General features: G+C 60.4%; 16 protein-coding genes. 6 read left to right on the top strand and 10 right to left on the bottom strand.

Annotated features, from left to right (window positions below; all coding sequences use genetic code 11):
- Positions 1-39: 39 nt before the first annotated feature.
- The 3 genes from tssC to tssA are packed head-to-tail and all read right to left on the bottom strand — an operon-like array spanning position 40 to position 3,266.
- On the bottom strand, positions 40-1,542 hold the full coding sequence (gene tssC, locus NKH43_RS19495) for a type VI secretion system contractile sheath large subunit (RefSeq protein WP_023720342.1): 1,503 nt from the start codon (positions 1,540-1,542) through the stop codon (positions 40-42).
- A gap of 2 nt (positions 1,543-1,544) precedes the next feature.
- Complete coding sequence (gene tssB, locus NKH43_RS19500; protein WP_352508039.1) at positions 1,545-2,081, bottom strand: type VI secretion system contractile sheath small subunit; 537 nt, start codon at positions 2,079-2,081, stop codon at positions 1,545-1,547.
- 6 nt (positions 2,082-2,087) lie between these two features.
- Complete coding sequence (gene tssA, locus NKH43_RS19505) at positions 2,088-3,266, bottom strand: type VI secretion system protein TssA (protein ID WP_352859469.1); 1,179 nt, start codon at positions 3,264-3,266, stop codon at positions 2,088-2,090.
- Between the two features lie 337 nt (positions 3,267-3,603).
- Between tssA and tssH the strand changes: the two genes are divergently transcribed.
- Both tssH and NKH43_RS19515 read left to right on the top strand, forming a co-directional pair.
- The gene (gene tssH, locus NKH43_RS19510; RefSeq protein WP_352859470.1) at positions 3,604-6,354 is read left to right on the top strand and encodes a type VI secretion system ATPase TssH; all 2,751 of its coding nucleotides are present in this window, start codon (positions 3,604-3,606) and stop codon (positions 6,352-6,354) included.
- A 247-nt stretch (positions 6,355-6,601) separates the two neighbouring features.
- A complete protein-coding gene (locus NKH43_RS19515) occupies positions 6,602-6,754 on the top strand; it encodes a hypothetical protein (protein WP_352859471.1) in 153 nt (50 codons plus the stop codon).
- Between the two features lie 345 nt (positions 6,755-7,099).
- Here the strand turns inward: NKH43_RS19515 and NKH43_RS19520 are convergent, their stop codons facing one another.
- The 6 genes from NKH43_RS19520 to NKH43_RS19545 form a co-directional block, all read right to left on the bottom strand.
- Positions 7,100-7,717 carry a Ros/MucR family transcriptional regulator gene (locus NKH43_RS19520; protein WP_502904705.1) on the bottom strand — a complete coding sequence of 206 codons (618 nt, stop codon included), beginning with the start codon at positions 7,715-7,717 and terminating at the stop codon, positions 7,100-7,102.
- A 173-nt stretch (positions 7,718-7,890) separates the two neighbouring features.
- On the bottom strand, positions 7,891-8,829 hold the full coding sequence (locus NKH43_RS19525; RefSeq protein WP_352859472.1) for an ABC transporter permease: 939 nt from the start codon (positions 8,827-8,829) through the stop codon (positions 7,891-7,893).
- Positions 8,822-9,904 carry an ABC transporter permease gene (locus NKH43_RS19530; RefSeq protein ID WP_352859473.1) on the bottom strand — a complete coding sequence of 361 codons (1,083 nt, stop codon included), beginning with the start codon at positions 9,902-9,904 and terminating at the stop codon, positions 8,822-8,824. Before NKH43_RS19530 ends, NKH43_RS19525 begins: the two co-directional genes overlap by 8 nt.
- Positions 9,901-11,418, bottom strand: coding sequence for an ABC transporter ATP-binding protein (locus tag NKH43_RS19535; protein ID WP_352859474.1), 1,518 nt, complete (start codon positions 11,416-11,418; stop codon positions 9,901-9,903). The genes NKH43_RS19530 and NKH43_RS19535 overlap by 4 nt, the downstream gene beginning before the upstream one ends.
- 22 nt (positions 11,419-11,440) lie before the next feature.
- Positions 11,441-12,454, bottom strand: coding sequence for a BMP family ABC transporter substrate-binding protein (locus NKH43_RS19540; RefSeq protein WP_023720352.1), 1,014 nt, complete (start codon positions 12,452-12,454; stop codon positions 11,441-11,443).
- Between the two features lie 30 nt (positions 12,455-12,484).
- On the bottom strand, positions 12,485-14,254 hold the full coding sequence (locus tag NKH43_RS19545; RefSeq protein ID WP_352859475.1) for an adenine deaminase: 1,770 nt from the start codon (positions 14,252-14,254) through the stop codon (positions 12,485-12,487).
- Between the two features lie 158 nt (positions 14,255-14,412).
- Between NKH43_RS19545 and NKH43_RS19550 the strand changes: the two genes are divergently transcribed.
- The 4 genes from NKH43_RS19550 to NKH43_RS19565 all read left to right on the top strand — a co-directional run bounded on the left by NKH43_RS19550 (position 14,413) and on the right by NKH43_RS19565 (position 17,310).
- Complete coding sequence (locus NKH43_RS19550; protein ID WP_352859477.1) at positions 14,413-15,387, top strand: LysR family transcriptional regulator; 975 nt, start codon at positions 14,413-14,415, stop codon at positions 15,385-15,387.
- 418 nt (positions 15,388-15,805) lie between these two features.
- Positions 15,806-16,006: a hypothetical protein gene (locus NKH43_RS19555; RefSeq protein ID WP_352641628.1), complete on the top strand. Its 201-nt coding sequence runs from the start codon at positions 15,806-15,808 to the stop codon at positions 16,004-16,006.
- A gap of 607 nt (positions 16,007-16,613) precedes the next feature.
- The gene (locus NKH43_RS19560) at positions 16,614-16,871 is read left to right on the top strand and encodes a DUF982 domain-containing protein (protein WP_352859478.1); all 258 of its coding nucleotides are present in this window, start codon (positions 16,614-16,616) and stop codon (positions 16,869-16,871) included.
- Between the two features lie 250 nt (positions 16,872-17,121).
- Complete coding sequence (locus NKH43_RS19565) at positions 17,122-17,310, top strand: DUF3008 family protein (protein ID WP_352859479.1); 189 nt, start codon at positions 17,122-17,124, stop codon at positions 17,308-17,310.
- A 230-nt stretch (positions 17,311-17,540) separates the two neighbouring features.
- Here the strand turns inward: NKH43_RS19565 and NKH43_RS19570 are convergent, their stop codons facing one another.
- Positions 17,541-17,747: a hypothetical protein gene (locus tag NKH43_RS19570; protein WP_023720360.1), complete on the bottom strand. Its 207-nt coding sequence runs from the start codon at positions 17,745-17,747 to the stop codon at positions 17,541-17,543.
- Between the last annotated feature and the right edge of the window lie 1,575 nt (positions 17,748-19,322).

Here is a 19,322-nt window from a genome sequence, read left to right on the forward strand (position 1 = left end):
TCTCCACCGCTTTCAAAACCAAGATGTTGTTGCTGCAGATCAAGTCTTTACGGACGGAAGTTCCGAAACCAGTCGGAGCGAGGCATTGATACCCTCCAGCTGATAATGCGGGCGCAGATAGAAGCGGGCATTGTAGTAGCCGGGGCGCCCCTCCACGCTGTCCACCTGAACCTCGGCGGCGGCGAGCGGGCGCTTGGCGCGCGCCTTGTCGTCGGCAAAGGCCGGGTTGGCCAGCACATACCGGTTGATCCATTCGGTCAGCCAGATCTGCATGTCGGAGCGCTCCTTGAACGAACCGACCTTGTCGCGCGCGATCGCCTTGAGGTAGTGGGCAAAGCGCGAGACCGGGAAAAGGTAGGGAAGGTTGGCGCTCAGCCGCTCGTTGGCCTGCGCATCGGGGTCGACCAGTCGTCCCGCCCTTGTCTCGTCGTCCTGCAGCGAATGGGCGCCAATAAAGGCGGCGAGATCGGTGTTCTTTCTATGCAGGATGGGCATCAGGCCGAGCTTGGCCAGCTCCGCCTCGCGCCGGTCGTCGATGGCGACCTCCGTCGGACACTTCATCGCTATCGAGCCATCATCGGTTGGGAAGCTGTGCACTGGCAGGTTGAGGACGGTGCCGCCATTTTCGACGCCGCGGATCTGCGTGCCCCAGCCATAGAGCTTGTGGCTGCGGTTTATGTTCACGCCCATCGGGAAGGCGGCATTCATCCAAACATATTTGTTATGGTCGCCATGTACCTCCTCCTCGAAGGTGAAGCCCTTCACCGGAACGGTATCGGTGCCATACGGCAGCCGTGCCAAAACGCGAGGCATGGTCAGGCCGATGTAGCGTGCATCCTCGCTCTCGCGCAGCGACTGCCAGGAGGCATAGGCTGGGTTGGAGACGATCTGCTGCAGGTCCTGCGGGTTCGGCAATTCCTGCCAGCTGTCCATACGGAACAGGCGCGGAGAGGCGGCTGCGATAAAGGGCGTGTGCGCTGAGGCGCAGATGCCGGAGATGTTGCGCAGCAGACCGACGTCGCGCGGGTGGTTGGAAAATTCGTAGGCACCAATCACACAGCCGATCGGCTCGCCGCCAAGCATCGAATACTCGTCCGTGTAGACTTTCTTGAAGATTGGGCTCTGATCCCACATCTGGCCCTCATAATCCTCAAGCGTATCGGCCAGCTGCTCCTTGGAAATGTTCATCACCCGGATCTTCAGCTTCTGATCGGTCTCGGTATTGTTGACGAGATACCACAGGCCACGCCATGTGCCCTCCATTTCGCGCACTTCCGGCGCGTGCAGGATCTCGTTGACCTGTTCGGAAAGCATCTTGTCGATACCGGCGATCAACGACTTGATCGACTTGATCGCATTCGATGAGATGGTCGTGGTATCGGAACGCGTCTGCGCTGCAAGTGCGAGATTGCGCACCAATTGCTGCAGCTTTTCGCTGTCGTCCTTCTTGACCTTGAAATCCTTCTCGAGGAGCCCGCTGAATTCTCCGAGATCGATGGTTTCCGCCTCGGCGACGGCGGCGGTTTTTTGCTGTTCGGCCATGGTCATTCCCCTGCCTTGTCGTCCGCCAGTGCCTGGCTGGCGATCTTGCCAAGAAGCGGTTCATTGTTCAGCAGTTGCGCAATGCGCTTTTCGGCATCCACACGCCCGTCCATGAAGCCGAGAAGTTCCTCGAGCTGGCGGCGCATCTTGAGAATTTCGGCCAACTGTGGGACCTGCTCGGCAATCTTGTCCGGCGCGAAATCGCCCATCTTGGTGAAGGTAAGGTCGAGCGCCAGCTCCTCGTCCCGCTCGGCGCCTTCGGCCTGGGGCAGCGTATTCTTCACGCGGGCTTTCACGCGTGGTCCAAGTGCCTCCATGAAACGCGGGAAACGGTTAGCATCGGTCTCGACAAAGGAGCGGTCCAGTATCGACTTCGACGCTTCCTTGGTCTGCGAAGCGCCTGAAAGGTCCGCCATGACGGCCATGACAAACGGCAGCTCGATTGTCGTTGGACTGCCATAGGTTTCCACGTCATAGGCGATCTGCACCCGCGGCGCGCGATTTCGTTCGATGACCTTGGCTTTGCTTTCGGCTGGCATTGCTTGCTACCTTTCGTCCTTCTGAGCCGTCTTCTTGGTATCGGGAACGCCGGCAAGAAGTCGGAACTCCTTCAATCCCGACGGGGCGAGATCTTCCATCAGTTCAACAAAATCCATATGCACCATCCGGCGCACACGGCGGGCGAGGTGGGGAATCGGGCTCGACGGTTCGGTGCGGTCATAAAACGCGACGACGAGGTCCAGGCATTTTACCACGTCGTCGCGCGAAGAAATCCTGTCAGGGAGTCCGGTACTCGAGTCCGCGCGGCTAGCCATACTTGCCATTGCATCGGCTCCATGACGGTTTCGGGCAGGCATTACCGGTTCTGCAAGCGAAGGGGACGGCTTTGCCGAGCCATTCGCCATCGCGCCGGCAGCCGAGTTGCGCTCGAGGGTTGTCAGCAAACGCTGCAGGAACCGTTTTAATTCCGGAATGGTGGTCCCGCCGCTGCCTTCAAGGCGAGCGTTGAGGGCTGTCTCGACGGCTTCCAATGCCGCGACCGCCGCGCTCGCATTGGCGATGAGCGACTGCATTTCCTCATTGGCTTGATCCGCCTGTGCCGCGCACCCGGCACGGACCCGATTCAACAGTTGTCCGTGCGCACTGACAAGCGCTGCCTTTTCGGCCGCATTCAATCCTGACGCTGCTTCTTGCAGCATGACGCGGTCGTCGAGCGCAGCGTGTTCCAGGTCGCGTCCGCTGATCGGCCCGATCGAGCGTGGCGCAAAGAAAGTCATTTGCCGTAGGTTGGCCAGCAACCCGTCCTGACCATTTTGAAGGTCGAGCAGCGCGTTGATGCGGCGCAAGGCGGCCTCGCGAGGCGACGTGTTGGGGCGCAGCGCCGGGTGCATGGTTTCCCAATGCTGGTCGAATGTCCGCCCAATAAGCGTCAGACCCTGCGCCAAGCCGGCCAGTCCCTGCTCGTTGGCCAGTGCGCGTGTGACAATTACAATCAGGCGCAAGTCGCGGCCACGCGCGCGCAATTCCTCGGCCTTGGTGAGCACTGCTGGCCAGTCGACGGGAATGGTGCTTTGCGAGACCGGCCTGTTGTTGCCGTCATGGACAACCTTGACCTGAGGCTCCGTCAGACGCTCCAGTTCGTGAAACGCCGGATCGTTACGCAAATCCTCTCCCGACGGATTTTCACCATCGAGCGGAGCAAGCCAGAGTGCGACGTCGATCACACCGATCCCCCAGTCACCGGCCCTGAGGCCGACCTGCCCCTACGTTATCACACGGTTGCGCTTTTCCACAATTCAGCGAGTGCGGAAAAAATTAACAAAAGCTAATGCAGCCTTGTCTTGATTGTGGAATCCGAGGGGCGAGATTGCCTAGGCCTGGGCCGGAAATGTCGTGCCTGGGATGTCAGGCTCGTGATTGTTTGCAGCCGGCGATGCAGGATCTTCCACCAATGATGGGAGCCCGCATAATCGGGGATCGAAACCTTTGTTCATCCCGCACTTTGTCAAGCGGCTGCTTATGTGGCAGGTTATCCACTTGCAGAGTGCAGGAGCACGTTCGATGGAACAGCGCCGGTCATCGCAGAGTTTCAAACGCAAGGAACTGGTCGGCAAGCTCAATCCTCTAGGGTTGCGCGCCTTCAAGGCAGCGGCCGACACTGCCAAGCTGCGTGGCAATCCTTACGTCGAACTCGTCCACTTCGTTGAGCAGCTGGTGCTCTCCGACCGCTCGGATGTGCAAATGATGATCGCCGATGCGGGACTGGATGCGAGCCGACTTACGGCCGATATGACGCGCGCGGTGGACAAGCTGCCTTATGGCGCAACCTCGATCGAGGAGTTTTCCGACCATATCTTCCACGCCATCCAGGAGGCATGGAATCTGGCAACACTGGAATTCGGCGTGGAGGAGGTCCGCAGCGCACATGTTCTGCTTGCTTGCCTGAAGACACCGGTGCTGGAAGGCCTGCTGTCGAAGATCAGCGGCGAGTTCGACAAAATTGACGCCGACGCCGTCGTGGCGCGCTTCGCCGATGTCACGGAGGGCTCACTCGAAGCCGGCGCTTCTCCTGCGGTAACCGCGGCAGAGGCGCCGCGGCGGATTCCGGGCGGGGATTCGGCACTGGCCAAATATGCCACCGACCTGACTCAGCGCGCCCGCGACGGAAAGATTGATCCGGTCGTCGGCCGCGATCCGGAGATCAGGCAGATTGTCGACATACTGATGCGGCGCCGCCAGAACAACCCGATCCTGACCGGGGAGGCGGGTGTCGGCAAGACCGCAGTCGTGGAGGGTTTTGCTCTGCGCATCGCCAAAGGCGATGTGCCGCCCCCACTGCAGGGAGTGAGCGTGCGCATGCTCGACGTTGGATTGATGCAGGCAGGCGCTAGCGTAAAGGGTGAATTCGAAAAACGACTGAAGGCCGTAATCGAGGAAGTTCAATCCTCTGAAGCGCCGGTCATCCTCTTCATCGACGAAGCCCATACGCTGATCGGTGCCGGTGGTGCTGCCGGAACCGGCGACGCTGCCAATCTGCTCAAGCCGGCGCTGGCGCGCGGCGAACTTCGCACGATAGCGGCAACGACCTGGTCGGAATACAAGCAGCACATCGAGAAAGACCCGGCACTGACCCGCCGCTTCCAGGTGATAAAGATCGACGAGCCTTCGGAATCGGTTGCCATCCTTATGTTGCGCGGCGTAGCCGGCGTTCTCGAACAGCACCACGAAGTGCAGATATTGGACGAGGCGATCGACGCGGCGGTCGCCCTGTCGCATCGCTACATCCCGGCGCGGCAGTTGCCGGACAAGGCGGTCAGCCTTCTCGACACCGCCTGCGCGCGTGTCGCCGTATCGCAGCACGCCACGCCGGCCGAGGTCGAGGACATCATGCGCCGTCGTCAGGCGCTGGAGGTCGAGCGCGGCATTATCGGCCGCGAGGCTGCAATCGGCATCGAAGTGGCCGAGCGGCAGGCACGGGTCGAAGCCGGACTTGCCGAGACAGAACGCACGCTCGCAGCCGCGCAGCAGCGCTGGGAGAGCGAAAAGGCGCTGGTGGCCGAGATACTTGAATTGCGTGTCAGGCTGCGCGGCAACGGCCTGCCGCTCGATGCCGTGGAAGGGCAGGAGGCCGCCACCGAGACAGAGATTGGGGAGGTGCCGGAGACCGAACAGTCCAATGCCGGGACGAAGGCTCCGGCGGCAGGTGGTACTCCGCCTCCCGATCCGGTTGCCGATCTCGCTCGGCTGCGCGAACTGATGAGAGAACTAGCCGAGGCGCAAGGCGAAACACCGCTCATCCTACCATCGGTCGACCGCAACGCCGTAGCGGCCGTGGTTCAGGACTGGACGGGCATACCGACGGGGCGGATGCTGTCGAGTCAGACCGAGAAGGCGCTGCGGCTCGCGTCCACTCTGTCCGAGCGGGTTGTCGGACAGGATCACGCCATGGAGATGATTGCCAAGCGCGTACAGACCAGCCGCGCCGGTCTCGGCGCTCCGGAAAAGCCGGTGGGTGTGTTCCTGCTTTGCGGCCCCTCGGGCGTAGGCAAGACCGAAACCGCCTTGGCACTGGCCGAAACGCTCTACGGCGGAGAGCAGAACCTGATCTCGATCAACATGTCTGAATTCCAGGAGGCGCATACGGTCTCTACCTTGAAGGGCGCGCCGCCCGGCTATGTCGGCTACGGCAAGGGCGGAATTCTCACCGAGGCGGTGCGACGCAAGCCCTATTCGGTGATCCTGCTCGACGAAGTCGAGAAGGCGCATCCGGACGTGCACGAAATCTTCTTCCAGGTCTTTGATAAAGGGATGATGGACGACAGTGAAGGCCGACGGATCGACTTCAAGAACACGCTGATCCTTCTCACGTCGAATGTCGGCTCCGAAGTGATCATGGACCGGACGAGGAATGGCGCGGTCCGGGCAGGGCTCGACGATCTGGACACCGCGTTACGCAGCCCATTGCTGAAAGTCTTCCCTGCGGCCTTTCTCGGCCGGGTGGTGACCATCCCCTACTTTCCGCTTTCGGATTCGATGATCGAAGCGATCACCCGTCATCAATTCGCCAAGATTGCTCGCCGGCTGCGTGCGACCAACGATGCGGAGTTGGTAATCGGCGACGGTGTAATGGATCTGGTCAAGACTCGCTGCACGGAGATCGAATCCGGCGGCAGAATGATTGACGCCATCCTAACCAACACGCTTCTTCCGGAACTGAGCCGCGGCGTGCTGAACCGGTCGCTCACTGGCGAAAAGATGACGAAGGTCACGGTTGGCGCCTCAGGCCAAGGGTTTACCTATTCCTTCGAATAGGCCAGGCGAAATATGGCGGCCCCTTTCGGCCGCCTCCTGCATTGATCAGATATCCGCTAATTGATACCTGCGGCTTGCCCCGCGCAGCTCACTATCCGAGGACAATTACCACTGCATCGCCTACAGTTCTGAAATCTCTCGAGGCGAAACGATCTCACATCGTGCTGACGGAGCGGAAAGACCACCTCGATTCTCTTCAGAAGAGATTCTCGCTATTCGTGAAAACCTTGTAGTCCCGCGCGGCGGCATGTCGGCGAAGGATCGCAAGGCCGCCAGCATGGCACTCAATGTCTCAGATGACGATGAGCGTCTAATCCTCGAGACAAGCCGCTACATCGGCAAAGGCTTCGATGATTTCCGACTCGACACGCTGTTCCTGATCGCCTGGAGGGGACACTGAGTATGTCGGCCGGCTGCTTCGCGAACATGACGGAAAAAGGGATGTTCTGGTCGTGGACTATGTCGATCAGACGGGTCCGGTTTTCGCCCGGATGGCCGCAAAACGACGCGCTGGCTATCGTGCGCTCGGCTACATGATCGAGTAGCGGCGCCCCACTGTGAGCGGAGCGCCCTTGTTCGGTCACCGCGACCAGATGAGCTTGTGCTCGCCCTTTTCGCCCTCGACGAGCACAAGCTCATCTGGTCCCGCGACGCCGCTGAGTGATCACGGAGCCCCGTCCCAAAAGGCGGGGCTTCTCGATGTCAGGTACGCCACTGCATAGACGCTCTTATCAGGTGCAGCACTCTATGCTTTGACGGGTGCCTTACGCGCCTTCTTCAGCGGCGCCTTGATTGCGGTTGCGACTGTCGTCGCTGCTGCCGCGCGAGCAGCTCGTTTTGGTTTTTCTGCCGCAGTCGTTGAAGGCGTTGCCGCCTTGCGCCCCAGGCCCATTGATTTCGCCAGGGCCGAGCGGGTGGCCGCGTAGTTCGGCGCCACCATCGGATAATCCGAGGGCAGGTTCCATTTCTGGCGGTATTGGTCAGGGCTCAGATTGTAATGCGTTCCGATATGCCGCTTCAAGGATTTGAATTTCTTCCCGTCCTCCAGGCAGATAATGAAATCTGGCGAGACTGATTTCTTGATCGACACCGCCGGCTCCAGCTTGGCCGTGGCCGGAGCCACAGCTGTGCCGATCCCTTGCAAAGCGACATAGGTATCGCCGATCAGCTTCGACAACTCGCTGACCGGCAGGGGATTATTCGAAACAAAGGCGGAAACGATGTCGGCGGTAATTGATACGAGATCAGCCTGGTCGCGTTGGTCTGGAGAAACGTTCATCGAGTTTTCCTCTTGTCTAATGGGCGCGTGGACGGATGAGCTGTTTATTGCGGAATCACGCAAACAATTCGTTATTTCCGTCAACAAACCTCATTCCTTGCAAATATCAAGCCGGCACGCTTCGCATTCTGAGCTCCAGACAAGGTTGAGAGGCGCTCGATTTCGACTGCCTGCTCGATGAAGCAATGCAACGGCAGCTTATTCGGCTGACGCGAGCGGCCGACAAGCTGGACGCAATCGGCGGTGACAGCGCTGTCCTATTCCCGTGTGTACGGCACGCCCAGCATGGCCGGAGCACTGGCTCGCGAGCGACGGATCATCAGCGCCACGATCGCCGCAACATAGGGCATCATCAACATATATTGGTAAGGAATGGCGATGCCGATGCCTTGGATTTGCAATTGCAGCGCGTCGAGGAAGGAAAACACCAGCGCCGCTACCAAAATCGGGTAGGGCCGCCACAGACCGGCGATAACGATGATGATCGCCAGCCAGCCGCGTCCGTTGGTCATGTCCGGCACGAAACGCGCCGCTTGGCCGACAGACAGGAACGCGCCGGCGAAGCCTGCCATCACGCCACCGAAGACCACAGCAGCATACTGGACCGAGGCCACCTTCACCCCCTTAACATCAAGGGCCTTAGGATTGTCGCCAGCGCAACGTACGATCAGCCCATAGCGCGTCCGGAACAGAAAGAGCCATACCGGCGGCACCATTAGGAAGGCGATGTAGGTCAGCACCCGCTGGTCGAACAGGATTGGGCCGAGCACCGGGATATCGCTCAGGCCCGGTATCGGCACGTCGGCGAAGAAGGGGATGGTCGGCGTCTCGCCGTGGCCGACGAACGCGGAACGAAGCCAATAGGTGGAAAGGCCGGCGCCGAGCAGGTTGACGGCAAGCCCCGTGACGATCTGCTCCACTTTCAACGTGATCACCAGCACGGCGAACACGAGCGCCATCAGCGCGCCGGTGAACCCGGCTGCAAGGACACCCAGCCAGAGAGAGCCGCTTTCGTATGCGGCGAGATAGCCGGTGAACGCGCCCATAAGCATCATGCCTTCGAGACCCATATTGTATACGCCGCTGCGCTCGGCGACGAGCTCGCCAATTGCGGCGAGCAGGAGCGGGGTGGCGATGCGGATGGTCGCCGCCGCCACGCTGATCAGGATTGACGCTTGGAAGAGAGCGTCAAGCACGGCCGACCCTCCGTAGGCGGAAATTGCACGCCGCCCAGCCGGCTAGGTAGAACAAAAGGAGGATCGCCTGGATGGCATAGATCAGCGCTGAGGGTACGCCGGTCTTGATCTGCATGAGCGTGGCGCCGTTGAGCAGCGCGCCGAACAGCACCGCGGCGACGACGACGCCAAGCGGATGCAACTGGCCGAGGATGGCGACGATGATGCCGCTATAGCCGTAGCCTGCTATGACGCCCGCCTTCAGGCGGTAGTGCACGCCATAGACTTCCGTGATGCCTGCGAGCCCGGCAAGCGCGCCGGAAACCATAAGCACCACGAGGATCAGCCGTCGTGTATTGGTACCCTGTACGTCGAGCGCGCGCATGTTGGACCCGGCAGCCTTGATCTCGTAGCCGAGCGGTGTGCGCGTCAACAGCATGTGGACCAGGGCAGCCGCTGCGATCGCCAGCAGGAAACCGGCATGCAGTCGCGAACCGGAAAACAGCACGGGAAGCACCGAGCTCGGATCGACCTTCGGCGTCTGCTCGAAGAAGGCGCCGGCCTCGCTCCACGGGCCGCGCAGCAGCAGCAGCGAAATGACATAGACGATGATGTAGTTGAGCATAACGGTCGAAATCACCTCATCGACCGAAAAGCGGGTCTTCAGCACGCCCGCCAGGCCGGCATAGAGTGCTCCGCCGACAATGCCGCCGACTATGACCACAGGAATTTGGATGAAAGGTGAAAAGCCAATGAGGTTGTGCTGCAACCAGTAGGCAAACATGGCGCCGGCGAAGACCTGGCCTTCGGCGCCGATGTTCCAGATGCGCGCGCGGAAGGCGACGCAAGCGGCAAGTCCGGTAAAGATCAGAGGCGTGGCCTTGACCAGCGTTTCGCCGGCGGCGCGCGACGACCCAAAGCCGCCCTTCAGGAGAGCTTCGAAAGCCGCCCGTGGACTGGCGCCCGCGGCGGCAAAAAGCAGGCTGCACACCAGAACCGCCGCTGCTCCTGCCGCGGCAAGCGCAACGACGAGCGCGGTCGGCCGCCTCTCCAGTCGACGCTCGAGGCGCCATTCCACGAGGTTGAAATCGGTCATGCCGCAGCCTCGCTCTCGTGGCCCGCCATCAAGCTGCCGATTTCGTCATAGGTGGTTTTATCGGTATCGAGCACCGCAAGGATGCGGCCGCGAAACATCACGCATATGCGACGACTTAGAGCGAAAAGATCCTCAAGTTCCTCGCTCGCGAGCAGGATGGCGCAGCCTTCGTCGCGTTTGCGCCGGAGTTCGCGATGGACGAACTCGATGGCGCCGACGTCGAGCCCGCGCGTCGGCTGGTTGCACAGCAAAAGCCGGTTCGCCTTGGCGAACTCGCGGGCGAGGATGACCTTCTGCGCGTTGCCGCCCGACAACTTACGGGAGAGTGCCGACGGACCGGTTGCTGCAATGGAATAGGCGTCGATCGCCGCGCGCGCATTGGCTTCGAGCGCCGCGGCGTCGATGAACGGCCCTTTGCGCCAGCGCGCCTGCCATTGCTGGCCGAGGACGAGGTTCTCGCCGATGTCGAGGTCGGCAACGAGGCCGTCGCGGAAACGGTCGCTCGGCACGTAGCCGACGCCTTTGGCCGCTACCGTCGCCGGGGAGTTCGCTTGCAGCGCTTCGCCATCGAGGGAGATCGTGCCGCGATCGGGCGAGATGAGGCCTGCGAGGCACTCGAACAGCTCGTCCTGGCCGCTGCCGGAAACGCCGGCGATGCCGAAGATCTCGCCGCCGGCGATGTCGAAAGACGCATTGTCCAGCACCGCCCTTTGCTCGCGCAGGTATGTGAGCCCGCGCACCGAAAGCACCGTCTCGCCGGGCGCTTTCGCATCTCGCGCGCGCGCCGGTGAGGCAACGGGGCGGCCGACCATCATGGTGGTGAGCTGGTCGCGGCTGACGTCCGAGGTTGAAACTGTTCCGACCAGTCTCCCCTTGCGCAGCACGCTGACCTGGTCGGACTGCATCACTTCCGCCATTTTGTGGCTGATCAGCACGACCGACAGGCTTTCGGTGGTGAGCCGCCGGACCGTCGCAAACAGCCGGCGCGATTCTTCAGGCGTGAGCACCGCCGTCGGTTCGTCCAGGATGAGCAGCCTGGCGCCGGTGTAGAGTGCCTTGACGATCTCCAGCCATTGCTGCTCGCCGACGGAAAGATCGGCGACAGGCCGGTGCGGATCGAGCGAGATGCCGTAGGTGGAACAGATCGCCTCGATCCTTGAGAGAGCGTCGGCCCGGCCGAGCCGCCAGCCGGAGCCGGTGCCGACCGCCACATTCTCCAGCACAGTGAAGCCGGGAACGAGAACGAAATGCTGGTGCACCATGCCGATGCCGGCGCGGATGGCTTCGCCCGGCGAGCGCAGGTGGACGGTCTTGCCGTCCACCCGAATTTCGCCGGCGTCGGGCTGATAGAGCCCGTAAAGGCAGGACGACAGCGTCGACTTGCCGGCGCCATTCTCGCCCAGCAGGCAATGCAATTCGCCGGGCATCACGTCGAGCGAGACGTCGTCGTTGGCGAGAAGCGTAGCGAAACGCTTCGTCAGGTGCCGGACCGATAGGCGCGGTATTTGGCTCATCTCGGATCGGCGATCTCCCGCTTCAGTCCGATTTCGGCTCGTCCAATTTGAGCCCGATCTTCTTGTCGCCGCTCTGGATAGCTTTGGCCGTTTCAGCAGTAAGCGCCTTGACGTCGTCGGGCATCTTGGCTTCCCATGCCGGATTGAGGGCAAGGTCGCCGGAGCCTTCCTGCCAAGTGAACCACTTCGCTTCCTTCGGGGCGTCGAACTTGGCGCCAGTGGTCTTTGCCTTCCACCACTCGTCGATGATCCAGTTGATGTGCGGATCCCATTTGACGATGGTCGAGGCGATGATCGACTTCGGTGCGACCTTCGACATGTCGACATAATTGCCGAAGCAGCCGATACTGCGCTGCTCGCACACCTCGAAGGCGCCCGACATCTGGTAGATCATGTCCGCACCGGCGGCGATCTGCGCCGAGGTGGCTTCGTTCGATTTGGCCGGATCGAACCAGGACTGGATAAAGCTAATCTTCTGCTTCACCTTCGGGTTCACTTCCTTGGCACCGGCGAAGAAGGCGTTGATCTGGTCATTGGTGTCTTCGGCCGGGAAGGTGGAGACAGCGCTGACGACATTTGACTTGGTCAGTTTGCCGGCCAGCTGTCCCATCACATAGGCAGGCTCGTGCGCATGGATGAATATCCAATAAGCGTTGCCACCGAGGCCGCGATTGCCCGAACCGCTCATGACGAACATCGTGTCGGGGAACTCGTCTTTCAGCTTTTCGATCGCATCGACATAGGCGGTGTCGCCGAACAATATGTCGTATTCGCCCGTCTCCGCATAGGTGCGGAACACCTGCTCGGCATTGTCGTAGACGTTCTCGGTGTAGTTGATCTCGATGTCGAGGCCGTGCGGCTTGGCGGCGATGATCCGGTCCATGGAGCTCACGAAGGAGGATTCCCACGGTGCTTCCTTGCCGGCAGAAAGAATGCCGGCGATCCTGAGCTTTGTCGGCTCCTCGGCCTGCGCGCGGCCGCCCACCAACAATGTCGCGGCGACGAACGAAACCGCTACGAGAAATGTCTTCAGCATAGTTTCCTCCCTTTGTGTCGTGTTCCCGGCTTATGAGGCTCGTTTCAACGGATTGACTACCTTCAGGTTGACGCAATCGATCAAGCCGAGATCGGTTATCGCGAAATCGGGAATCGCGGTGATCTGCAGTACGAACATGTACATGAAGGGCCATGGCAGCGTACAGCCAAGCGCGCGTGCCGCATCGTCGAGTTCCAGTTCCTTCTTCGCCATCTCTGAAGGCTCGAGGTCCGACACGATGCCGCCGATCGGCAGCGGCAGGAACGACACGATGCGACCGCCGTCCGTCACCACCTGGCCGCCATTGTTCTCGACGATGTGGTTGATCGCCAATGCCATGTCATCGGGGTTGGTGCCGAGGCAGACAATGTTGTTGTCGTCGGGCGCCGCCGAGGTGGCGAGCGCGCCGGAGCGCAGCCCGAAGCCGGAGGCGAAGGCGACCGGCCGGTTGGAGGTGCGGCCATAGCGCTCGACGACGGTGAGATACTGCACGTCCTGCGACGGATCGGCCTCGACATAGCCGTCGCGCACCGGCAGCACGACATCGCGCTGCCTGCGTACGAAAATCTGTTCGGGCGTGACGGCGATCGTCAGCACTGGCGCCTTGTCGACCGCCTCGGGCGCGCGCACCAAAAGGTCCTCGCGTGAAACGGGCGCAAGTTTGAACGTGTCGGTGACAAGAGTGCTGCGCGCCGGCGGCGTGAGATCGTCCACGAGCCTGCCATCGCGCGCGGCAAGCCTTCCCTTGGCGATGACGGCCGAGACGCGGAAATCCCCGATATCCTTGACCAGCAGGATGTCGGCGGCGAGCCCGGGCGAGATCGAACCGACCTTCTGGCCGATACGCAGCGCTTCGGCGCCGTTGATGGTCGCCATCTGGATGGCTGTGAGTGGCGGAACTCCCATCGTGACCGCCATGCGGATCATGTTGTCGAGATGGCCGCGGCCAAGGATGTCCGATGCGACCACGTCGTCGGTGCAGAAGCTGATGCGGTTTGTGGCCCCTATCCCCATCTCGGTGACGATGCGCAGGTTCTCCTCGAGAAAATGCGAGATGGAGGACTCGCGAATGACGACATGCATGCCCTTGCGCAGCTTTTCCAGCATCTCGTCCGCGGTGTAACTCTCGTGGTCGGAGCGCACGCCGGCCTGCAGGTAACTGTTCAATCGATTGCCGCGACACATCGGCGAGCAGCCGAGGATCGGCAGGCGGCTCTTTTCGGCGATCTCCACCGCCTGCAGGACGTGTTCGTCCATCGTGTCGACGAACTCTCGCACCGTCTCCCATATGCCGACGCATTCGGGCCAGGAATGGGTTGCGCGGTGATCGTCCGGTCCGAAATAGTAGCCGACATTGGAGCGCGGCAGCGTATAGGGCGTTTTGCAGGGCGCGCCCCAGAAGATCTTGAGGGGAGTTCCTTTCGCTTCGTCGAGGAATTCGCGCGCGCCTTCGAGGCCGGACACCACGAGGATCTGGTCCAAGCCAGACACGATCGAAGTGGTGCCGAGCGGCACCACCGCCTTGGCGAAGCTGGTGACCGACATTTTGGAGCATTCAACGTGGAGGTGGCCATCGATCAGGCCGGGGCAGAGGAAATGGCCGGTCGCATCGATCATCTCGGTCTCGGGCCCGCGATACTCCGAGACATGTCCGACAGCGACGATACGGTCCTTGTAGACGGCGACGTCGGCGGGATAGATCTCGCCCGACGCGACATTGACCAGCGTGCCGCCGCTGACGATGAGCGTTGCCTTGTACTCCGCGCGACCGGCGCGGATAAATTCGCGTAAATCGGACAACTTATCTCCCGTTCATGCAATCTCGCGCGGTAGGGACCTAGCCTCGTTCTGCGCCAAAGCCCAGCTTGCGCGCTGTGATCCTGTCGTATTAGGGTCGTCCATGCAAACCTCAGCTTCTAGTCATTTCTGGACATAACGTTCAAATTGTTGGACGACCGATGGATTTTGAAGCAATTGACTATTTCATTAAGGTGGCTGAGGCGCAGTCGCTCTCGCACGCCGCGAAACTGTATGGGCTGCCCAAGTCTAGCCTGAGCCATAAGGTGCGCGCGTTGGAGGATTCGCTTGGTGTCGCGCTGTTTGTGCGCGACGGGCGGGAACTGCATCTGAGCGATGCCGGGGTCGAGTTCCTCGACCATGCCCAGCGTATCAAGGAAACCTGCGAAGGAGCGAAGGCGGCGATCGCCGAGGCGGGTCACGATATCGCCGGCACGCTGACGATAGGCTCGACCGGCGAGTTCGGCACCTCCTTCACCTCGGAGCTGCTGTTCGCCTTCCGCCAGCAGTATCCGCAGGTACATGTCGACGTGATCTTCCTTTCGCTCGGCTATTTCCTTGCGCCGGAGAAGCACCAGCCCTTCGACGGCACATTCCATTGGGGCGAGCCCGCGAACTCCGACTACATTGCGCGCAAGCTCGGCGAAGCGTCGTTCTGCCTCTATGCCAGCCCGCGCTATATTGAAAACTTCGGGGAACCGGCGATGCCCGCGGACCTGGCCGGTCACGGCGCCGTCGCATTCCGCCAACCAAGGGGCGTGCAATCCTGGCATCTCGAGCGCGGCGGGGAAACGGTCGACTTCATACCCACGGCCCAGTGCATGGCGAACGACTACTGGATGCTGAAATACTTCGCCGTCGCCGGCGAGGGTATCGTTTATCTGCCAGCCTTCTTTACCGAGATCGAGTGCATGAACGGCGACCTGGTGCCAGTACTGCCGGAGTGGCACTCGCCCCTGGTCCCGATAAACCTGCTTTATATGCGACGCCGTTATGTGTCGCGCAAGTTCGCCGCCTTTCTGGATTTCTGCCTGGACTATTATCGGCAGCGCGCCGCTTACAGTTCACCCAGGTATTGCGTCGAGGTCGTGCGGCCCTTTGGGGGCCAACGCCCCGGAGGAGAAAGTAACAGATGATCAAGGTGTGGGTCGAAATGCGCGCCGCAGTTGGTTGATGTCGCCATGGGCGCACCGCCCGCTGGTATGGTGATCCGGAACGTGCGCTGGGCGAATATTCATTCGGGTGAGATCATCCTCGCAAAAACCACGACCAGCCGGTGAATCGCCGCCGCCTAGCGGAGGCAGGGAAGGGCGTATTGTCTTGCTCCAAAAATGCCCTCGCGGGAATTTGCTCCGATCGCCGCAATGACAAAGATCAGCCAATTGACTTTTGCTCGCGGGGCCGCATCAAGACGAGCATGCGGAATATTTTTGCGCGAAATATTCCGGACTGACGGCAAAGCAACGATGACCAACCGTACGTTTCTTATATCCAATTGACGCCAACCAAGAATAAATTAATATCCGGCTGGGGCGTGTCTTTGGGGAGGGTTGGATGAGCAATTTGCAAAGGGTAACTCCAGTTCTAGAACAAGCAATCGCTGCACTTCTAAACAGGGCCGAGTATGACGACACCGTTTCGATCAAAGCGGCACTGAAGGAAATTAGGCGGGCTGCGCCTTATTTGGCCGCATCCGACGAAGAGCTAACCGAGGCGATTATCGAAGTATCTGCTGTCATGGGCCTGTCTCAATGAGTGGCATTGGGTATCCTGGCGATTTGGCTTTGTTGAAGCAGGTCTTGATCGTGTCTGCGCCGAGGCAGGTATTCCGTTAGTAGCATGCAGGCGGAGCGCCTGAGCGTGAGCGCAATGGCACTCTTCTAGGCTAGGACGGCGAGTTCGACGAGGCGCCTTCTTTATGAACGCCTTCGGCTTGTTGCCCGCTCCCTGCCGAGATGGGATTGAACGTGACCTCCGATCGGCAGGGAATTCTAGCGGGCATTTCGCTCGATACGAAATCCTCGCGTCAATACAGAAGGGGCTGTTCGCCCGTTGCACTGCAGCGCGAGATCGGGCCGACTTTTTTGTTGCTGATATGTGCCAAATGAACTTTGCGCGGGGCGCGAACGGACTTTTGCCCTCTAATCCAGCTCCATGGCACCCATTGGCTGCTGCCTAGGAAGGAGAGATGCTACGCCGCTCCTGGTTAAAGGTCGAGCGTGCCGGCTGTTCGTTTTCAACCTCCGCATCATGGCGCGTACGCCCTCACAGGAACAATATCGCCAGGCGAATGAGCATTCGCTGCCGCAGCCCTTCCGGTTGAGCACTTTCCGCTAGTTCCAGACCAACCCGGTAGCGCGTTATGTTCCGACTCATGGCACTCCATTGGTTCAACCCTCCAGTATTTGTGAAGACCGACCGACCCGGGGTCACCTACGGCGTCAATCACGTCGAGGGTGCTGCCGAGGAACTCATGAAGTGGCCTAAGAGGGGACCTAAGTGGAAGCTGGCGCTGCAGTCCTGCATAGATGGGTTTGAGGGCAGGGTGTCGCCTCAGGAGGTCCGCATGGCCTTCGAGGCCGCTGCCAGCGAGGAGGGCATGCTCCGCTCCTCTGGATAGGCTTGATATGCTCGCTGATCTCAACTTCCCACTATGTCGCGTGTCCCTAAATGGGAGCACTATCGCCCAGGGAAAATGAACAGGCCGTTCAAACGTTCAGGTAGCGACTCGCTCCTGCGCTGAAAGAGCAATCGAGAACTCCCCTATTCGTTTCGGTCGATACGTTGTTCTTTGCGGCCGTTGCCCAGCAACGGAACGCGGAGCAGGTCAACCGCGTTTCACGACAAGGCGGTGATATTGGAGGTATTAAATGCCAGCCAAATCCAAGGCCCAGCAGATGGCGGCAGGCGCCGCCCTTGCGGCCAAACGCGGTGAAAAGAAGGAGAGCGAGTTGAAGGGCGCGTCCAAGTCGATGGTCAGGCCGATGAGCGAGAAGGAACTTCACAAAATGGCGTCGACCAAGCGCAAGGGCAAAGCCGAACATGCGTCCAAATCGTGAGTAGATGGCCGGATGGGCGGCACGGCAAGCGTCCTCGTCGTCTTCCATCTCCGTTCCGATCAGATCAGATGCCTCCTGCTCGTTCGGCGTAGCGCCGCAGAAGCGAACGGATGCGGAAAATCTGCTTTCGTGCCGAAACTCCTTCCTTTGCGAGACTGGTCGTGAGCTAAGAGAACCCACCAAGACCGCCGATCTCGTATGACCCGACGGGCAGCGGCAATCTCCGGCTTTTACCAACGGATCACGACGACCTTCTCGGTCCCGTTGCCGAGTTCGACAGCTTCGGTGCCCTCTGGCTTGCGGCCTTGGATCTTGGCATCGTCGATGGATTCAACGACGGCAACGTTGACCCCGAAGGCCTCATCGATTTCGGCGACACAGACCAAGGTATCCGGTGGCAGGTCCTTCACTCGGTCCAACAACTCGCGAAGCTTCATGGCGGACCTCCTTGGCGACATCTGGATAACAGGAGCGTTATCCTTTTCGGCCGTGCATTCGGAACCCTCTCGCTTGAGAAAGGTTCCCCGGTCGCACTGCGCACGTCCCTTGTTTGCAACGCTGCCAGCGCAATTTCCTATTGATCATTCATCCACCCGCCGCCGAGCAGATTCTGGGGCAAGCCAGGTCTGTCGACCTAGCCTAACGCCGCAGGACATATGAGGCAGGCGGCTGGACCGGCTTTGATCTGGACGCTGTCGACTATGTCTCCGACGAGATCGAGCGTGATAACGCTCCTAGAGGCAATCGGCCCTGATTAGCTGCCCTATCCCGGGCGGCGGGCACTGCCCGGCAGGGTTTCGGGATCGGGGCTGCAAAAACAGAGTGACTTTGGCCGGTTCTGTCTTCCAGCGACGTTTTCGACCTGCTGAGCGACGACAGGGCAGACGTGGACCGGGCGTTGGAGGCGCTGGAGTGGATCGCCAGCCACAAGCTGTTCCGTTCCTGGCTCGTTTGCATCGCTCGCCGTGGGCATCCGTTGCTGCGTGCAAGGGGTGTACGAACTGGCGAGACCATCCCCACCGACATTTTCTGCGCGATCCCACAGGCGTTGCGTTCGGCTGACGGGAGCAAGACTGGAACCATAGATCCCGCGCTCGAAAGGCTCGGCCTGTCACGCAAGGTGTCATCACCGTTCCGCATTTGCAGGCTGTTGCGCTTGCCGTGGCGACGAGCGAGTTGCTCGGCAGCATCCCGGCTCACTTTGCGCGTCTGATGGCCGAACGTCTCGACTTGGACATTTTCATGCTGCCGATGGAATCGCCTTCTATGGACGTCACAATGTACTGGCACCGACGATTTAACCGGGACGCTGGAAACGCTTGGCTGCGCGAACAGCTTGTGGCGGTTTGTTCGTCCGATCCGTCGGCCGCGATCGAGTTATTAATAGTACGGTTGATCTACCCGCGATAGGCCGCTCGCGCTCAAATCAGTGTTCTTTGCCCATAGATGCCGTAGTCAGTTCCATGGCCGTATTGTTGCAGAAAACAAGACCGTCGACCCTTGGGACAGATTGGACCAGCCTGTCGCTGCCCAGAAGTCGCCATAAAAGCAACTGCAGGCCGGGCCCAATTCGGCATTTCACCCTGATCGAAATTTGGCTCCCGCGACTCGACGCTCGGCGGGTAGTGAGTGCGCGGGCGGTTGAGGCTGAATGGCTCGACTCTGACCTCAACCAAGGTGACACAGGATTTTTTGGGAAGCCCGGGAGTTAGGTCGCGCGCCCACTTTGCACGTACCATATGATATGAGCCTATCGCGGTCATTGTCGCGTTGCAGTGGTGTTTACTGGCCAGTTGATCTGGACTGCTTCGGCGGGCGTTTGACCGGCTCTGCAAGGAGGGCCGCCTAGCCAAGAAAGACAGGGAACAGCGGGAATACCTGGCTGCGGAAGTCTTCCTAGTTTTCGACGATGGGACGAGGGACGAAGCAGACCCGTTGCGTGCGCGCACCAGAGCATCGTCACTACTCTAAAATTTAGAACTGACCTGGCACCGCTCTATCAAAAGCAGAGT

The organism is Mesorhizobium sp. M1163 (genome assembly GCF_040318415.1).
GTDB lineage: Bacteria > Pseudomonadota > Alphaproteobacteria > Rhizobiales > Rhizobiaceae > Mesorhizobium.

Excerpts from the sequence above, each read along its gene's own strand:
- NKH43_RS19540 (WP_023720352.1), bottom strand. The coding sequence starts at position 12,454 with ATGCTGAAGACATTTCTCGTAGCGGTTTCGTTCGTCGCCGCGACATTG.
- tssB (WP_352508039.1), bottom strand. The coding sequence starts at position 2,081 with ATGCCAGCCGAAAGCAAAGCCAAGGTCATCGAACGAAATCGCGCGCCG.
- NKH43_RS19515 (WP_352859471.1), top strand. The coding sequence starts at position 6,602 with ATGTCGGCGAAGGATCGCAAGGCCGCCAGCATGGCACTCAATGTCTCA.
- NKH43_RS19570 (WP_023720360.1), bottom strand. The coding sequence starts at position 17,747 with ATGAAGCTTCGCGAGTTGTTGGACCGAGTGAAGGACCTGCCACCGGAT.
- NKH43_RS19565 (WP_352859479.1), top strand. The coding sequence starts at position 17,122 with ATGCCAGCCAAATCCAAGGCCCAGCAGATGGCGGCAGGCGCCGCCCTT.
- NKH43_RS19530 (WP_352859473.1), bottom strand. The coding sequence starts at position 9,904 with ATGACCGATTTCAACCTCGTGGAATGGCGCCTCGAGCGTCGACTGGAG.
- tssC (WP_023720342.1), bottom strand. The coding sequence starts at position 1,542 with ATGGCCGAACAGCAAAAAACCGCCGCCGTCGCCGAGGCGGAAACCATC.
- NKH43_RS19535 (WP_352859474.1), bottom strand. The coding sequence starts at position 11,418 with ATGAGCCAAATACCGCGCCTATCGGTCCGGCACCTGACGAAGCGTTTC.
- NKH43_RS19550 (WP_352859477.1), top strand. The coding sequence starts at position 14,413 with ATGGATTTTGAAGCAATTGACTATTTCATTAAGGTGGCTGAGGCGCAG.
- tssH (WP_352859470.1), top strand. The coding sequence starts at position 3,604 with ATGGAACAGCGCCGGTCATCGCAGAGTTTCAAACGCAAGGAACTGGTC.
- NKH43_RS19560 (WP_352859478.1), top strand. The coding sequence starts at position 16,614 with ATGTTCCGACTCATGGCACTCCATTGGTTCAACCCTCCAGTATTTGTG.
- NKH43_RS19555 (WP_352641628.1), top strand. The coding sequence starts at position 15,806 with ATGAGCAATTTGCAAAGGGTAACTCCAGTTCTAGAACAAGCAATCGCT.